Here is a 16,625-nt window from a genome sequence, read left to right as displayed (position 1 = left end):
GGGGGCTTTCAGGCCCGGCGGCGCAGGCCCCACGCGGCCAGCACGGCGATTCCGGCGGCGGTCAGGCTCACCGCCCGGGTGAGGCGCACCGCGCGCCGGACGTCCGCCGGCTCGGGCTTGGGACCGTCGCCCATGGTCGGCCGGTGCTCGGTTCTGCCGCCGTAGACGTTCGTGCCACCCAGCGTGAGGTCGAGCGCCCCGGCGAATGCGGCCTCGCACCTGCCCGCGTTGGGGCTGGGATGGCGGTGCCCATCTCTTCGCAGTACGGCCAGCGCCTGCGCCCGGTTCGGGGCGACGAGTACGGTGATCAACCCCGTGAGCCGGGCCGGCAGGTAATTGGCCACGTCGTCGAGCCTGGCCGCCGCCCACCCGAAACGTTCGTAGCGGGGGGAGTGGTGGCCGATCATCGCGTCCAGCGTGTTGATCGCCCGGTAGGCCAGCAGCCCCGGCACGCCCGCCACGGCACCCCAGAAGAGCGGGGCCACGACCGCGTCGGAGGCGTTCTCGGCCAGCGACTCGACGGTGGCCCTGGCGATCTCGGGCGCCTCCAGCGCGGCGGGGTCGCGGCCGCACAGGTGGGGGAGGCGGGCGCGGGCCCTGGTCAGGTCGTCGTCCTCCAGCGCCGCGGCCAGGTAGGCGCCCTCGCGGGCCAGCGTGGTGCCGCCGAGCACCGCCCAGGTGGCGACGGCCGTCAGCGCCGTACGGGCGACGGGGTTCGCCACGCGTTCGGCGAGCACGCCCAGGCCCGTGGCCGCGCCCGCGCAGAGGGCGACGTGTACGACGCCGTTCGGCCTGGCGTCGCCATACAGGGCCTGCTCCAGCCGGGTGGCGGCACGGCCGAACAGCGCGACGGGGTGGGCCGCGCGCGGGTCACCGATGACGGCGTCGAGCGCCACGCCCAACGCGATGCCCACCGGCCGCGAGATGTCGTTGACCGGGTGGGACTTAGCTGACCAAATGCGCATGGAGCCTATCTTCGTGCTTGTCCAGCCAGGCGGCGGCCCGGCGGATGCGCTCGCCCGCGCCGCCCGCCCACATCCTGGCCCAGCTCCCACCCGTCGCCGCCCGGTCACGCATGACCGTGTACGAGCGCTGGAACCGGAGCCTGGCCAGCTCCAGCAGCCGTCGGCGATCGCGCGGCGGCACCCCGTACGCGTCGCAGAACAGGCGCAGCCGCGCCCCCACGTCCAGCCCGCGCTGGAGCGGCGCCAGATCGACCGGGTCGCCGATGGGCGCCCAGTGCCTGAGCGTCGTGACGACGTCGAACAGCCGGGTCGTTGGCCGGGCCAGATCGAAGTCGATCAGCGCCCGGGGCCTTCCGTCGCGAAATATCACGTTTTGAAGGGTTAAATCGCAGTGGCCGATGACCTCCGGGGCGGCGTCGTCGTTCGAACCGCCCTTCCATCCGCCGCGCGTCAGCGGGAAGCCCCGCGTCGCGTCGTGGAAGTCGCGCAACAGCTCGGCCAGCCGTACCAGCGCCTCGTCGGTGACCGTCACCAGGCCGAGCCCGGTCGTACCCGGAATATAGGTGAGGATCTCGCGCCCGAGCCCGTCCATGCCCACGACGCGCGGCGCGCCCTCGAACCCTGCGGCTTCCAGGTGGCGGAGCAGAGCGTGCACGGCGGGCGTCGACGGGCTCGCCGGTCTGCGGACGGTGTCACCGACCCGGACCACCCCGTCTGTCACGTCCCCGCCCTGCAAGGGGATCTCGTGCAGGAGCGTCGCGACCATGCCGAGAAAGCTTAGACCCTTTTACACCCCTCCCGCCTGGCGTTTTAGCGTGTCGCGACTCTGTGACGCGCACGCGCCCCCTAGCCTGGAGCCTCATGCCGATCATGCTGTCGTTCGCGGCATTCCTGATGACGCTGCTCGGCGGGCTGGTCGCGCATCGCGTCAGGGAACGCCGTCACCTCGTCCTCGGCGCCGCCGCCGGCGTCATGCTCGGCGTGGTGGCGTTCGACCTGCTGCCGGAGGCGCTCTCCCGCGACCCGGCTCAGCTGGGCGGGGTGCCGGTGCCGATGCTGATGTTCGCGCTGGCGTTCCTGGGCATTCACAGCGTCGAACGCTCGATGGGCATGCACGACGCCCACGAAGGCGACTACGCCTCACACCGCCACTCGCACGCGGGCGTCGGCCTCGTCGCCGGCGCCGCGCTCGTCGTCCACAGCTTCCTCGACGGCGCCGCGATCGGCGCCGCCTTCCAGACCGACACCACGCTCGCGGTCGCGGTCGCGATCGGCGTCATCGCGCACGACTTCACGGACGGGTTCAACACGTACACGATCACTTCCCTGTACGGGAACGCGCGCCGCCGGGCGCTGATCCTGCTGGGTCTGGACGCTCTGGCGCCGGTGACGGGGGCTACGTTGACGTCACTGATCGCGATTCCGGCGGGGGTGCTGGGGGCGTATCTGGGGATGTTCGCCGGGTTTCTGCTGTACTTGGCGACGTCGGACATCCTGCCGGAGGCCCACACCACCAGCCGCGCGGCGGGTCCGACGCTGCTGGCCACGGTGGCGGGGGCGGCGTTCATGTGGCTGGTGATCGCCCTGACGGACTGACTGACGTGCTGCTGTTCGTGGTCCGCTACGGGCAGTCGGCACCGAGGTTTGGTGACGTTCGGCGGCACCGAGGTTCAGTGGCGTTCGGCGGCGGCGCTGAGGTATCGGCGTACCATCTCCACGCTCTTCCACCCGGTGATCCGCATCAGATCGAGCGGATCGCCGCCCTTGTCCAGGTAGTCGTCGGCCATCGTCTGCCGGAACCGGTGCGGATGCAGCCGCCCAGGGATCCCCGCCTCCCGACCCCGCCGTTCCAGCATCTGCTGTATGCCCGTCGCGGTCAGCCGCCGCTCCCCGCCCTCGGCCGTGATACCGCGTACCGGAAGCCAGAGCCAGGGCGAGGCCGCGTGCGGATGCCGCGTACGGGCCCGCAGATACCGATCGATCGCCGCGGCGGCCTTCGGCCCGATCGGCACCAGATGCGCGTCGTCACCCTTACGGACGATCCGCAGCAGCCGCCGATCCAACCACACATCCCCGGTCCGCCCGGCTTGAGTATTGTCCCGCTGATCACCGGTAGGACCGTGCCGGAGCCCGGCCAGCCAGGACAGCCGCATTCCATTGTCCATGAGCACCCGCACGATCGCGGTATCCCGACGATCCACCCAAGACCCCCCGGAACACACCTCCAGTAGTGCCTCAAGCTCCCGATCAGCCAGCAACTCGACCGTCCGACCGGCCCCCTTCGGCGGATCGATCCCATCCATGGGCGTCCCCGCGATCCGCTCCTCTTCCGCGATCAGCCAGTTGAAGAACACCCGCAGGTTGCGAAAATGCTTGCGCGCGTTCCCGGAACTGGTCGCGGCCGTACTGGCATCGAGAAACGCGCGTACGTTCGCGGCGTCGACCGCCTCCACCTCCGCGGGCAACCCGCGCTCGGAGAGAAACCGGGCCAGGACGCGTACGCTGTCGAGGTAGCTCCGGATCGTTCCGGGTGACTTGTCAGCCGCCTGAAGGGACAATTCCCAGGAGGGCACCATGTCGAGCAGGGGAGGCGAAGGGGGCATCTGTCTTCGGGATCGTGCCATGGCCCCTCCAAATCCGATACTGTTCGATCGGCGTATGATTATGCTACCGTCTCTCCTGGTCGGCTGACATGCTGGTCAGAGGCCGAATTCGAGCGCCCTTAGCTCAGCTGGATAGAGCATCGGACTTCTAATCCGACGGTCGCAGGTTCGAATCCTGCAGGGCGCGCAGATCACGACCAGCGAAACCCCCGCCTGACCTGCGCTGTTGCGCAGGGGCGGGGGTTCTTCATGTCCGGCTGTCTACAGCTCTCACCGATCGATTGCGGGTGTCTCCGCCCAATGCTTGCCCACGGTTCCGGGGCTCACGGGTCATCCTCCTCAAGGGCCTCGGCGATCCGCCGGCGCAGGACCTGAGGACAAGGCCTCGGGTGGAATGGACAATGGGCAGGGGCGCTCGGGGAATCGGGTACGAGCGGAAGGGCGGCCTGCAATGGCTTCTGGGCGTCGGGCGCGGTGGGGTGGATTCGGCAGCGCGGTGCTGCTGCTGGTGGTCGCGGTCTTAGGCAATCAGGTGCTTGACGACAGCGGGTGGAGTTGGGGATGGGGAGCGGCAGCGCTGACCGCAGCTCTGGGAACTGCCGTCTGGGATCGTTGGAGGAGTCGGCCCCAGCTGGCCGGGAGGCTGCGCCTTGCCGATGCCGATGGGCGACCGTTGCGGCTGGAGCAGATCAGTCTTGCTCAGCTTGGGGTCGCCGACTCGCGTTTTGCCGGTCCTGAACGGGCGGCGCCGCACATACCTCGGCCGGTTGACGCGGTGCTAGGGGAGGCGCTGGACGCCCTGGTCGGTGGGCAGGGGCGGCAGGTGGTGGTGGTACAAGGGGAACGTCTGGCCGGCAGCACACACGCGTTGGCTCATGCGGCGCAGACTCACATGCCTCTTTGGAGGGTGGCTGCGTTTGAGCGTGAGCAGGGGTTGACGCTAGCGGCGATGGTGGAGCAGGCCACTGGGTGGGTGGAACCGCAGGCCGGGGTAGTGGTGTGGCTAGATGCGATCAGCCTGGATCATATGGGGCAGCTCACCGAAACGCTTCTGGCTGAGCTTCCGCCTCGGGTTGGAATTTTGGCCACCGTGCACACTGAGGAGGTTACCGGCCCGAACGGGGAGTCCGCGGCTCGGCTTCCCTCTCATGTGATGGGCTTTCTGGGCGAGCACACCGTCCATCTCATCCTGGAAGTGGTCTCCCCTGGCGAGCGGGAATTGATTCGCGCCGAACCCGCTTACCAGGTACTGCAGTCGGTCGTGGACGATTCGGCGACTGAGGTGCTGATGGGCCGTCTGATGGTTTCCCTGAGGCAACTGCGCGAAGCGCTGACACCAGGCAGTTCCGGACAGGCCGCCGACCGAGTGGCGTTGGTGCGCGCGGCCACCGACTGGTACCGCGCGCAAATGCCGGAGCCGCTAACTAGGAAAGCACTGCAGGAGCTGTGGAAAGATTACCGGCGCCACGTGGTACAGCTACCGGCGCGCACCCGGCTTCCAGCCGAGGGCTTCGCCCGCGCACTGGACTGGGCGAAGGCGCCGACGTCAGCGGGTCGTCCGCAACTGCTCAGCGCCACTGCCCCCTATCGGCCACATCAGTTGCTGGCCGTACTCGCCGCAGAAGTGGAACCGATCGGTTGGCCCATCGCCCCGGCTCTGTGGAATTACGCCCGCCGGTATCTCGACGGCAAAGATCTACTTAAAGTCGGCTACACAGCGCTCGACAACGGCGACTTCGAGGCCGCTGCCCAACTCCTGGAGCACTTTCCCACCGCTGACATCACCCTGCCCGTACTGATGACCATTGCTGATCAGTTCTACGCCATCCATGACTTCGGCCGTTGCGGTCAATGGCTGGTGCGAGCTGTGGAATCTAGTCATCCTGACTCGCCGAGGGCGATGGTCAACCTTGGCAGCCTGGAGGTGGAGCAGGGGCGGCTGGAGGAGGCCCGCCATTGGTGGGCGTGAGCGGTGGAGTCCGGTCACCAAGACTCCGCGCCAAAGGCGATGGTCGACCTTGGCGTCCTGGAGGTGAAGCGCGGGCGGGTGGAGGAGGCCCGCGAGTGGTTTGTGCGGGCGGTGGAGTCTGGCCACCAGGACTCGGTCACCAGGAAATCGCGCCCGTGGCGATGGTCGACCTTGGCAGCCTGGAGGCGGAGCACGGGCGGAGAGTCGAGGCGCGAGAATGGCTCGCAAAGGCAGTCGCCAGCGAGCTGGCCTACGCATCGGGCCTAGCGCGAAGCCGGCTTCGCGACCTGGACCGTCAAGAGGAAGAGTCGCGTCGAGCTGCGTGGTACGCCAAGTACGGCTATTTGGGGTCCGCAACCTACCCCATCACCGCACATCCACCCATGCCACCAGACGGTAACGAGGATTGACCAGCCGCCTTCATCACTAGCCAAGGAGGGAAGTTCTCTGACTTTACTATGTGTCCGCGTGCGCCGACTTTGATTTATCTCTATATCTATTGATCGCCAAATCCCCGGCCCAAATCAGCAGTGACACTGCACCGCCAAGAAGTATTCCCGCCCAGAAAAGCGCTCTGTTAGCACTGCGTTCCTCGCTTATAATTGTCCACAGGCCGAATGGTGTTGGGGGCGTCCATCCATGTCCTGAGCTCCGCCAAGTGAAGCCAGATCCTTGGTAGCCAGCATAATTTTCAGACGCCGTCTCTACCTTGGTCTGCTGATGTTCATCATACAAAAGAAGCCAAAGTGTATTAACGTTTGACTCCTTGAGAGTGTCGCCCACCTTTGGCGACTTCCACTCGATTTCGATTCTTGGGAGTTTCGCAGCAACGGCGTATCCTGTGCCGCTCGAATATTGAGTTACGTGGCTTGAGCTGCGGTTATGCGGCGTGATGGTATTCGTTGATCACGTCGGTGACGACGGGTTTTCGGCGGATGGATCGCAAGTCGTTGAGGTCGGTCACGTCGTGGGTGGGCGGCGTTGTGAGGTCCGGGGTCGTTGGTGCCGGGATTGGTGCGGCCGGTGCCCGTTGTAGTGGATCAGGTACTCCTGGAGCACGAGGGCCAGGTGGCGTTCGTTGAGGATCAGGATCCGGTCCAGGAGTTCACGGCGCAGCGTGCCGATGCGGCATCGAGGTCAGGAGAGCGGCGAGAAAGGCCCGGTCCTCAGGCGCGAATCTCACTCTGGTGTCAGCGCCGAGCTGGCGTTCAAGGACGGCGATCTGGTGACGCAGAGCAAGAATCTCCACGTCCTTATCCCGATCGCTCACGGGGAGCAACGGCAGCGCGGCAAAAGCGTTCGTGACGGCGAGGTAGGCCAGGCGAAGGAGCACGGTCGATCATCCTGCCGCACTTGGTTCCGTCGCCTTGATGCTTGGAGCTCGCGCCGCCACGCGAAGCCCTCATGGTCATGACCTGGGCGGATGTGATAACCGGCAGGCGCAGGCTCGCGCCGTGCGGGGTCACGCGGGACGCGCGCCGAGGTCCGACAACGAACGCAGCACCGCCGCGCAGCCCTCTGTGCTGCGCGTCAGCAAGTACACCTCCCAGGCGTCCGACAACTGAGGCTCGAGTCCGGCCCACAGGTAGGCGAAGCTCGTCCCGGGGGCCAGGCCGCCGCGACCGGCGCCGAACAGCGGGAAGCAGATCGATCGCAGGGACGGTGCGTATCTGTCGCGTTCCTGCCCGGCCAGCTGGAACGCGTTGCTGACCGCTCGCACCACGCCCGTGGGCTCGACGTCGTAGTCGTTCGTGTGCGTGCGCGGGATCGCCGTCGCCGCGTGGTAGATGCGCCTGACCCCACTGCGCGCCAGCTCCCCCGGCGAGGTGGGGACCACGGTGCCCGGCGCGACGGCCAGGCCTTCCCGGCCGTGCTCGAGTGACCAGAGGCGTAACTCCCGCTGCAGGACGTCGTCGATCAGCTCGCCGGCGTCGTTCCTGCGCGCCGCCGCGGCGCGCAGGCTGGCCGACAGGGACGACTTGAAGATCTTGGACATCTCCAGGTACACGTTCTCGGAGGAGACCAGGATGTCCATGTCGCGCAGCGTCTGCACCGGCATGCGGCAGACGGTCACGTACCGCTCGTGTCCGGTCCGGCCCAGGACCAGCCGGCGGCGGGCCCCCAAGGGCAGCTCCTCGTCCGGAGCCAGCTGACTGCGCCCGCCGCGCAGGCGCAGGATCTCCTCGGCGACGTACTCGATGATCACCCGCTCGTGGTGCTTGCGAAAGCGCTCCGGCGACACGGCGTACACCTCCGACGCCCGCCGCCTGCGGCTCTGCGCCGACCAGTCCCGGGTGCCGGCGATGATCCCGAACGTGTACGCGCACGCCGTCGCCAGTGTGCCGTCCTTCATGCCGTTGACCACCTGGTCGAGCAGGGACGCGATCGAGGACGGCACCAACTCGGCGTCGATCGGAGGGCCGAGCGCCTGCGCCGCGGCTGTCAACGCGGGGAGCGGCGTGCGGCGGAGCCTGAGCAACCCTCGCTCGCGTACCGTTCTCAGATCCGCGACCAGATCCGCGTGCCGGATTGCAGCTGCCATCCGACCATCGTCGCACCGATCGACGAGGCTGCCCAGGCGCGCGACACCACGTACGACCGCCTGTCCCGCCCTCAGCGCGGGCCTTCTCAGATGTCTCCCCAGAGCTGGTCGGAGGCGCCCGCCGGGACCGAGGCGCCGAGGCGGGCGGCGAGCGCCCTGGCCTCGGCCAGCAGCGGATGGCCCTCGGCCAGCGCGGGGCGCGCGTGCTCGAGCGGCGTGCGCGCGAGCAGCGGGGCGAGCAGCGCCGGGACCTCGCCGGCCAGACCGGCCCGGGCCCGCCGGGCCGCGGTCGCCAGCCGTCCGGCCAGCACGGTCGGATGCTGAGGGTCGAGTGCGGGGCCGGCCATCGCCTCCAGCGCGGCGGCGAAGGCCTCGCTCTCCTCGGCCCGGCCGCGGGCGTCGGCTGTGCGAGCCGCCAGCAGCAACGTACGGGCCAGACCGGGAGAGTCGTCACCGAGGCCGCGCTCGATCTCGGCCACGGACTCCAGGACGGTGGCGGCCTCGTCCGCGCGGCCGAGCGACAGCAGAGCCTCGGTCCTGGCCCGGGAGGCCGCTCGATCGCGGGGGGAGAACCGGTCGAGCAGATCGAGCGCCGTCCCGGCAGCGCCGTCGGCCGTCAACGCCTTGGCGTGCAGGATCGCGGCCTCCTGGGACAGCCGCTTGGAGACCTGGCGCTCGAACCACGGCGTGCTGACCGCCGCGCCGACGAGCGTGCTGATGGCCAGGGCGGGGAAGCCGGCGGTCAGCTCGATCTCGGCCAGCCGCACGTTGTTGTACTGGCGCCAGTAGCCGTCGGCCGGGAAGTGCTGCGCCTGGCAGCTCATGGCTTCGAGCAGGTGCCGGCGCGCGTGAATGGGGTCACCCGCCGCGAGCAGCGCCTCGGCGAGCGTCACCTGCGCCGACGCAGCGTTCACGTTGCCGGGGCCGAGCCGCTGGACCCGGTCGCGCAGCACCTCCTCCGCCAGCAGCACACCGCGGATCACCCGCCCCGACCTGGTCGCCGCCCTGACCGCGGCCTGGCGGGTGAGCGTGAGCCTGCGCCAGCGCGGGCTCACGCCCTCTCCGGATACGCCCTTCGCCCGCGTCGCCTCGACCTTCCCCAGCAGGACGGCGGCCTCCGCCGGGCGGTCCATGGCGATCAGGGCGTCGGCGATGTTGTGGTCCGCCCGCGCCAGGTAGGACTCGACCTCCTGCCCATCGGGCAGTCGGGCGGCCACCTCGCGCGATCGCTCCAGCCGTGCGACGGCTCCGGCCGGGTCGCCGAGCCGCAGCAGGAGCAGCCCGTGCCGGCTCTCGATGTCGCACAGCAGGCGCAGATCGTCCACCGACCCACCGGCACCTGCCGGAGCCTCCAGCTGCTGGGCCAGGTCCGCCGCCACCCGGACCGCCCGGGCGGTGAGCGGCGTGCCGTCGATGAGGATCCGCAGGATTTCCTCCAGGGCGGCCGTCCTGATCCTGGGCCCCGCTCCGTCGTGGGCGGTGAGCGCGGCGGCGCGCTCGGCGGTGCGCAACGCGTTCACCCACTCTCCGGCCAGCGGCACGACGTCGCGCTCGAACCAGTACGCGGCCAGTGCGTCGGCCTGCCGCTCGCTCGCCCCTTCGGCGTCGTCGCACAGGGCGCGGAAGGCCAGCTCGGACAGCCGCTCCGCGCTCTCGCGCGCCCAGCCCGCCGGGGGCACGGCGACCGCCGACACCGCCGTCTCGATGCGCGGGGCGAGATACTGCGCGTACGCGGTCACCCGCCCCTCCCAGCCGGACGCGGCGACGTCCCCGAAGGGGCCGTCCGGCCACACGGGGCTGCTCTGCGGGGAGGACGGCCGTTTCTCCGAGGTGGAGATGTCGCCGATGCCGAGCCTGACCTGAGCGACGAGGAACCGCTCCGCCTTGCCGAAGGCGGCGATCCGGACGAGAGCGGCGGCGACCAACGCCTGCGCGTCGGCGACGGTTTCGGGTGGCTCCGGCTCCTGGTCCTCGTCGGCGGCGAACCCGTCGAACGCGTGCTTGAGCGCCAGGGCCACCAGCACGCGGCGGCTGCGGACCTCGTTGTAGAGCCACACCGCGCTGCGAGCCTTGCCCTTCTCGCCCTTCCTGGGCAGGCGCACCAGTTCGGCCACGTCCTCGGCTCGTACCTGCTGGTAGGCGTTGTGCCGGAACGCCGTCGCCGAGGCGGCCCCGATCGCGGCGAGCCTGCGTTCCTGAGCCTCGTCGGAGGTCGCAGAGTGGATCATGAGTTGACTATATCTGGCTATTGTTTTGATGGCCACAAGGTTCGTACCAGGCTATGGCTTCAGGCCGAACAAGGATCGGCCGGTTTACGACCAGGATGCGCCCGGGTTGCGGACGACCGCGCTGGTTGCCTGGATATCGCACCCACAGATTCCAGGGAGGGGCGATTCGATGAACGAGATGAACCTCACCGCCGCCAGGCGCCATCTGGCCGATCACGGATGGGCGGTGTTGCGCACCAGTCTGTGCTTCGCCGACGGCGAGGCGGTGGACCACGCGAGGGTACTGTCCCTGGCGCGACGGTTCGGAACGCCGTCACGCAGGGACGCGGGCCGGGAGATCTGGCCGGTACGGCCGTCGAGAACGGATGCCTCGGCCACCTTCTCGGAACGGGCGGGTGCGGTGGACTTCCACACCGACGCCGCCTACCGCCCCCGTCCCGAGGACCTCGTCTGCATGTTCGTCGTGCGGCCCGCGCGGGACGGCGGGCTGACGCTGCTGCTCGATGCCGCCACGGTGGACGCCGGACTGCGGCGGCACGATCTCGGCGAGCGCGTCCTCGCGGCGCTGGCAGAGCCGAGATGGAGGTGGAGGGTGCCCGAGACGTTCAGCGGCGGGCCGGCGGACGTCTCGCCCCGAGCGGCGGTCATGCCGGGCGACGGAACCGTGCGCTGGCGCGGCGACAACCTGGTGGGCCTGACCCAGGAGCGGCGCACGGTGGCGTTCTGGTTCGGCTCGCTGCTGAGGGTGCTGCCCGGAGCGGTTCGATTGGAGCACCGGCCCGGGGACGTGATCGTCATCGACAACCACAGAGTCATGCACGCCCGCACGTCCTTCCAGGATCCGCACCGCCTGCTGCTGCGCGTGCGGTTGTGGGCGTCATGATCGGGGCGCGCGCGTGGGCGGCCGCCGCAGCGAGCGCGGCGGCCTGCGTCCCCGCGGAAGGAGCCGAGGCCGCCGCGTGGACGGTCTACGGCTGGGCCGAGGTGGCGCTGGGGTGCGCGGTACTCGCCCGGCCGAGTGCCTTCGCCGGGCTGGACCAGGTGATCGCGGCGAGCGGCGTGCGCCGCGGTGGCCTCGCCGCAGCGCGACTCCGCGCGCTGCGCGCCTTCGCCGGGCCGGTGCCCCGCTATTACCCGGCGGCCGAGCCGCCCGGCCCGGTCCCTACCGTGGCAGGGAGCACGTGGCACATGTGCGCGGCGCTCGCCGAGTTCTGCGACGCGCTGCCCGCGCGCCGCGGGCACGTGCGCGTGCCTGACCGGGCCGCGGACCACCTCTGGTGGGGTGAGAAATACCGGCCCTCCGCCCGGCGCGGACACCTGGTGGTGCCGGGACGGGACTACACGGGGCTCGCCCGGCGGCTGTGGATGCGGCTGCCCGGCCACCCGGCCGTGCTGGTCGACGTGCCCCGCCGCGCGCCCGAGCCGTGGCGCCGCGTCTGGCGGGGCATCCACGAGGGAGCGCACCTCGACCACCTTGCGATGGCGGGAGAGACGCCCGATGCCCGGCCGCTCGCCTCATGCGGCGATCCGGCGGGCCCCTCCGCCGCCGAGTTCGGGCCCGGACTGCTGGCCGCCGAGTCCTACGCCATGGCGGTCGAACTGGTCGCGCTGCTGGAGAGCCTGGAACGCGGCGAGGGCACGGTCGCCGGCTGCCTGCGGGACGGGCTCGCCGAGCGGATCGGCCGCCTCCCGGGATTCCCGGGCTGCCTCCGCCCGGTGGGGCGCACGCTGCGGCGGGCCGCAGAACATGGGGCATCGGAACTGGCGGCGCTGCCGCGGCTGGCCGCCACGTACGTGACCGGGCCGCTGCGCCTGCTGGCCGGGGACGAGGTCGCCCTGCCCGCCCGGCTGCGCACCGACCTCCTCGGCCGGTGGGAAGAGCTCACCCGGCGCTGCCCGGCGGCACGCCGGCTGATGACCGACGTCCGAGACATCCATGCCGAGGAAGTATCGGATATTTCGACAACCCTTGTAGTACAGTGAGCTCTAATCTTATGCGCTGGGAAACTTCAGCCAGCTATAGAACGGTCGAGCGCCATGGTAGCCACGATCCACGCCTCACGTCGCCACGCCGCCCGGAGGACGGCCGGCGAGAAGCGATCCGGTAAGCACGGGCGCGACCGTCGCGGGATCGTCGGTCAGGTTCCACCTGGCTGTTGGACCGGGACGTCCACCCCCGGAAGCCGGGCGGGCCACGGCTCGCCGCTCTCGGTTCCCGTCAGAAGCAGCCTCCAGCAGCGCCCATCGGCGACGACGAGGGGCTCGCCGAAACCGGCAAGACGCTCGGGAGCGCCGCAAGGCTCCGGTGATAACGGGGCTTACCCGGCTAAATATGCGGCAACCATCATGATTACGACATTAGCCACATAGTGGCCATGTAAAGGCAAATCATTATATCTTCCACGAAATATAAATAAATCACCCCGACGGCTGCCCGTGAAGGGTGGTTTAACAGAGCGACGCATTTTCATCGCAGCTCCGTTAATGTGGCAAAAATGACCACATGCTGAGAGGTGTCACTCTAAGTGGTCTTTGCTATAAGCTGACGCCTCGGGGGACACATTCGGCTTCTTATTAGGCATTACGGGGAGCACGTAGGTGAATGGGGGGCGCGAGGAGGGTTTCGCCGTTGTCGTTTTCGGACGACTTCGACTGGCCGTCCCCTCGGTGGAGTTACGAGTCCGCGAGATCAACGCACTCGCCGGACGTCAGGCGACGAAAGTTCGAGCCGACCGCCTCTGGCGGTCCTTCCTGCGCCGCTGGCCACGGCGGCCGATCCAGGTGCGGGTCTCGATTCCGCGGGCGCCCGCGTTCCAAGTGCTCCCGCCGGGACGCCCCGCCCCTCACGGCCCGGCTCGTTGCCCCTCTGGCAGGCAAGATGCATGGAAAAGTGAGGGTAGATGACCCAGTCGCCCGTGGCTCGGCCGGCCGTTCCTCGGCCTTTACGGCCGCGTAGCCGCCGATCATTCCTGATCTGGTTGTCCGGCGCCGACCCGTACATTCTTGATCAAACGCCGAGCGATCGTCCCAAATATCAGGGGATGGGCGGTGCCGTTCTCACGACGGCCACACTTGCCGGTGTTTCGATGTTCTTCGCCCTGAGCATGGCCTTGAACGCCTCGATCGCCGCCGCCGGGCTCGTCTCCGTGGTGTGGTTCCTTGCCATTCTGAACCTGGACCGCTGGCTGGTGTCTTCGCTGCAGCGCAGTGCCCGCAGACGCGACATTCTCAAGATCGCGATACCGCGTGCCGTGCTGGCCCTGCTGTTCGGCGTGATCATCTCCACGCCGCTGGTCCTGCAGATCTTCGGCCCGGAGGTCGAGGCCGAGATCACCAATATCAGGATCGAGCAGTCCGAGGCGTACCAGCGCAGGCTGAACAGCGGTCCCCTGGTCGAGGAGATCAAGAAGCTCCAGAGCGCGCGGTCGGCCCTCGTGGCCACGATCGCGGGCGGTGGCGCGGCGGTCGCCCCGGGAAGGGACCCGGAGGTCGTCCGCCTCAACGCGCTCCTCAGAACGCTGGAGGACAAACGCGACACCAACGCGGACGCGGCGGTCTGCGAGGAGACGGGCGAGAAATGCAAGGGGCGCGTCAGGCACGACGCCGGCCGCGGGCCGCACTGGAGGGAGTACAAGCGCAAGCAGGCCGACGCCGAGAGACAGATCGCCATCTACCGGCGACAGCTCACCGAGCGGAGCGAGAGCATCCGGCGAAGCGCCGAGACGGCGGCCGGCGACACGCTGAAGGAGGCGCGGACACGACTGCCCATCGTCCAGGCGAGGCTGAAGCTGCTGCAAGGCGCGCAGAGCGACCAGCAGAGCGCCTTCGAGGAGAAGAACGCGGCCAACAAGGGGTTCCTGATCCGGCTGAAGGCGCTGGACCGGGCCGCGGGCGACGACTTCACGCTGGGACTGTGGCGCACCCTGGTGTTCCTGCTGATCACCACGCTGGAGTGCCTGCCCATCTTCGTGAAGATCCTGTTCCTGCTGGGCCGGCCGACCAGATATGACGAACTGCTCGAGACGTACGAGAGGGAGCGGCTCGAACTCGGCAAGCAGAACGCTCGCAAGGAACGCCAGGCCGGATTCCTCGCCAACAACGACGAGATCCTCTATGCCGACTACGTGGCACGGGAACGTGCCAAAGTTCTGGAGGCCATGGCGCAGCAGACGGCCGCGGCCGAGCTGGCGGTGGCGCAGCGATCACTCGACCTGTGGCGCGATCGCGAGCTCCGGCTCCTGCCGCACGATCTCGACAGGTACGTCGACGTGGGCGGGACGCTGCCGCTGCCGATCCAAGAAGCGGCGCCGACGGGCGTCCAGCCGCCGGCGAACCCGGTGCTGGCCGCGGCCGGCGAGCCGGGCAACGGCCGCCGCAGGATCGCTCACTGGGGAACGCTGACCGCTCTGTTCCGCAGGGGCAGGTGACCCTGTGCTGAACGTGGCCGAGATCTGCACGGCGACTAGAGCGCTCGGCCCGGGCGTCCGCGCCGTGGTGTGGGTGCAGGGCTGCCCCTTCCACTGCCGGGGATGCCTGGCGCCGGACTGGATCCCCGACCGCCCGGCCCGGGAGATGACCCCGGACGAGCTGGCCGCCGCCCTCCTCAGCGATCCCCGCGTGACCGGGCTGACGTTCTCGGGCGGGGAACCGATGGCGCAGGCCGCCGGGTTGGCGGAGACCGCCCGGGCCGTGCGCGCGGTCAAGGAGGTCTCGCTCATCTGCTTCACCGGTTTCCGCCTGGAGGAACTGGCGGGGCGACCGGCCGCCGGAGAACTGCTCGCCGAGGTCGACGTTCTCATCGACGGGCGGTACGTCGCATCCCGCAACGACGACCGCGGTCTGCGCGGCAGCGCCAACCAGCGGGTGCATCACCTGACGGATCGGCTGCGCGGCCTCGACTTCACCGGCACGCCGCGCCGCGCCGAGCTTCATGTCAACGACCGGGACGTCCTGCTGGTGGGAGTCCCGCCCAGCGGCCTCACCGCTGCCTGGAACACGATCGGAAGGGATGGGACGTGAGCGGCACCAAGCGCATCATGGTCGACGAGACAGCCTGGAACTCGGCCCAGCGGGCGGCCGGGAAACTGGCTCAGGTCCAGCGCGAGCTGCCCGGGATGCTGGAGAACATCCGGCGGCAGAACATGGCCGATCTCAACCGGGTCCAGACGACGCTCTCCCGTCGGCAGGACCAGGTGGAAAAGGACCTGTCCGCGCTGAGCGCGAACACCCGGCAGCTGGAGGCCTGGGTCGGCGTGGAACTGCGCAAGCAGGCCGACGCCCTCACGGACGTGCGCAAGGAAACGAGGAAGACGGCCGAGCAGCTGCGCAGGGACATCAGGCGGGAACGTTCCGAGCGGCAGGCGCAGATCGAGAAGCTGTCCGAGCGCGTGGACGACCTGAAGGCCGGCCGCGAGCGGGCGTCCGAGGTGGCGCGCGCCCTTTACCAGGACGCCCGGGTCATGCACGACGTCGTCGAGGGACTGCCGCACGAGCGGTTCGCCCCCGGACGGCTCGACCGGCTCCATCAGCGGCTCGCCGACGCCGGGCGGATGCTCCAGGAGCAGGAACCCGCGTACTCCCTCGCCACCGTCCAGCAGCTCTACCACGATCTCAGCGAGCTGCGCGCCGACGTCCAGTTGCTCGAGACCGAATGGTTGCGGACGCAGGCCGAGGCGCTGGCCGCGCTGCACCGGGTAGCCGAGACGGGACGGCTCAACGCCGAGGTGCCGGTGCCCGACCTGCCCGGCGCCACCGTGGACGTGGACCACTGGACCGATGGAGGCCTGAGCGCGCTGCTGGCCGAGATCCAGGAGCGGACGCGTATCGCGACGGGCGAGCAGAGCCCGCTGACCGTGGAGGAGCTCCGGGCGATCATCGTTCAGGTCGCGCCCGGCTACGAGACGCGGCTGGACTCCCTGGCCGAACGGGCTGGCCGCCGAGTCATCGCCGCGCAGTTCCGGGCCAACACCGCGGAACAGGTGATCGACGCGCTGACGGATCAGGGGTTCGCCTTCGTGGAGGAGACCTATGAGGAAGGGGACTTCCGGGCGGCGCACTACAGCAAGCTGCGGCATCACGACAGCAGCGAGGTCGTGGTGGAGGTGGCGCCCCACGGGGACACGGGGATGAGCATCCGGGTCCTGTCGTACGACGACGAGCGTTCCCAGAACCGCCGCTCCCAGCGCGCGCAGGACCTGTCGCAGGTGCTGCGGCAGAACGGCGTCCCGGTGGGCGACGCCACCGACGCGGGGGTCGAGCCGGCTCCCGAGGAGCGCGACTTCGAGCGTATCCGGGCGCGGCGCCGGGGGGCACACTGAG

At 69.4% G+C, this 16,625-nt stretch carries 14 protein-coding genes and 1 tRNA gene; 8 read left to right on the top strand and 7 right to left on the bottom strand.

The window, feature by feature from the left end; translation table 11 throughout:
* Positions 1-8: 8 nt before the first annotated feature.
* On the bottom strand, positions 9-965 hold the full coding sequence (locus AB0B64_RS16075; RefSeq protein ID WP_357955887.1) for a cobalamin biosynthesis protein: 957 nt from the start codon (positions 963-965) through the stop codon (positions 9-11).
* Positions 946-1,731, bottom strand: a complete 786-nt coding sequence (locus AB0B64_RS16070; RefSeq protein WP_358178077.1) for a phosphotransferase — start codon at positions 1,729-1,731, stop codon at positions 946-948. Before AB0B64_RS16070 ends, AB0B64_RS16075 begins: the two co-directional genes overlap by 20 nt.
* Positions 1,732-1,826: 95 nt before the next feature.
* On the opposite strand from AB0B64_RS16070, the gene AB0B64_RS16065 reads away from it, so the two are divergent.
* Positions 1,827-2,561: a ZIP family metal transporter gene (locus AB0B64_RS16065; RefSeq protein ID WP_357955883.1), complete on the top strand. Its 735-nt coding sequence runs from the start codon at positions 1,827-1,829 to the stop codon at positions 2,559-2,561.
* Between the two features lie 74 nt (positions 2,562-2,635).
* On the opposite strand, the gene AB0B64_RS16060 is transcribed toward AB0B64_RS16065, so the two are convergent.
* Entirely contained in the window at positions 2,636-3,589 is a 954-nt protein-coding gene (locus AB0B64_RS16060; protein WP_357955881.1) for a tyrosine-type recombinase/integrase, read from the bottom strand.
* A gap of 92 nt (positions 3,590-3,681) precedes the next feature.
* Between AB0B64_RS16060 and AB0B64_RS16055 the strand changes: the two genes are divergently transcribed.
* Positions 3,682-3,755, top strand: a tRNA-Arg gene (locus AB0B64_RS16055).
* A 309-nt stretch (positions 3,756-4,064) separates the two neighbouring features.
* A complete protein-coding gene (locus AB0B64_RS16050) occupies positions 4,065-5,537 on the top strand; it encodes a hypothetical protein (protein WP_358178074.1) in 1,473 nt (490 codons plus the stop codon).
* A 960-nt stretch (positions 5,538-6,497) separates the two neighbouring features.
* On the opposite strand, the gene AB0B64_RS16045 is transcribed toward AB0B64_RS16050, so the two are convergent.
* From AB0B64_RS16045 to AB0B64_RS16030, 4 genes are all read right to left on the bottom strand, one after another.
* Entirely contained in the window at positions 6,498-6,605 is a 108-nt protein-coding gene (locus AB0B64_RS16045) for a hypothetical protein (protein ID WP_358178700.1), read from the bottom strand.
* Positions 6,606-6,642: 37 nt separating this feature from the next.
* A complete protein-coding gene (locus tag AB0B64_RS16040) occupies positions 6,643-6,870 on the bottom strand; it encodes a hypothetical protein (protein ID WP_358178071.1) in 228 nt (75 codons plus the stop codon).
* A gap of 129 nt (positions 6,871-6,999) precedes the next feature.
* The gene (locus AB0B64_RS16035; protein ID WP_357953929.1) at positions 7,000-8,079 is read right to left on the bottom strand and encodes a hypothetical protein; all 1,080 of its coding nucleotides are present in this window, start codon (positions 8,077-8,079) and stop codon (positions 7,000-7,002) included.
* An 86-nt stretch (positions 8,080-8,165) separates the two neighbouring features.
* Positions 8,166-10,307 carry a hypothetical protein gene (locus tag AB0B64_RS16030; protein WP_357953927.1) on the bottom strand — a complete coding sequence of 714 codons (2,142 nt, stop codon included), beginning with the start codon at positions 10,305-10,307 and terminating at the stop codon, positions 8,166-8,168.
* A gap of 169 nt (positions 10,308-10,476) precedes the next feature.
* Here AB0B64_RS16030 and AB0B64_RS16025 point away from each other — a divergent pair, with 169 nt between their 5' ends.
* The 5 genes from AB0B64_RS16025 (at position 10,477) to AB0B64_RS16005 (ending at position 16,624) form a co-directional block, all read left to right on the top strand.
* Complete coding sequence (locus AB0B64_RS16025) at positions 10,477-11,190, top strand: TauD/TfdA family dioxygenase (protein ID WP_357953925.1); 714 nt, start codon at positions 10,477-10,479, stop codon at positions 11,188-11,190.
* Positions 11,187-12,290, top strand: coding sequence for a hypothetical protein (locus tag AB0B64_RS16020; protein ID WP_358178068.1), 1,104 nt, complete (start codon positions 11,187-11,189; stop codon positions 12,288-12,290). Before AB0B64_RS16025 ends, AB0B64_RS16020 begins: the two co-directional genes overlap by 4 nt.
* Before the next feature lie 917 nt (positions 12,291-13,207).
* Entirely contained in the window at positions 13,208-14,734 is a 1,527-nt protein-coding gene (locus tag AB0B64_RS16015) for a DUF4407 domain-containing protein (protein ID WP_358178065.1), read from the top strand.
* Positions 14,735-14,738: 4 nt separating this feature from the next.
* Positions 14,739-15,326, top strand: coding sequence for a 4Fe-4S single cluster domain-containing protein (locus tag AB0B64_RS16010; protein WP_357953919.1), 588 nt, complete (start codon positions 14,739-14,741; stop codon positions 15,324-15,326).
* A complete protein-coding gene (locus AB0B64_RS16005) occupies positions 15,323-16,624 on the top strand; it encodes a hypothetical protein (RefSeq protein WP_358178062.1) in 1,302 nt (433 codons plus the stop codon). The genes AB0B64_RS16010 and AB0B64_RS16005 overlap by 4 nt, the downstream gene beginning before the upstream one ends.
* Position 16,625: the final 1 nt, after the last annotated feature.

Source organism: Nonomuraea sp. NPDC049129, assembly GCF_040648495.1.
In the GTDB taxonomy this organism is placed as follows: domain Bacteria; phylum Actinomycetota; class Actinomycetes; order Streptosporangiales; family Streptosporangiaceae; genus Nonomuraea.
This window is presented reverse-complemented; position numbering and strand designations above follow the sequence as displayed.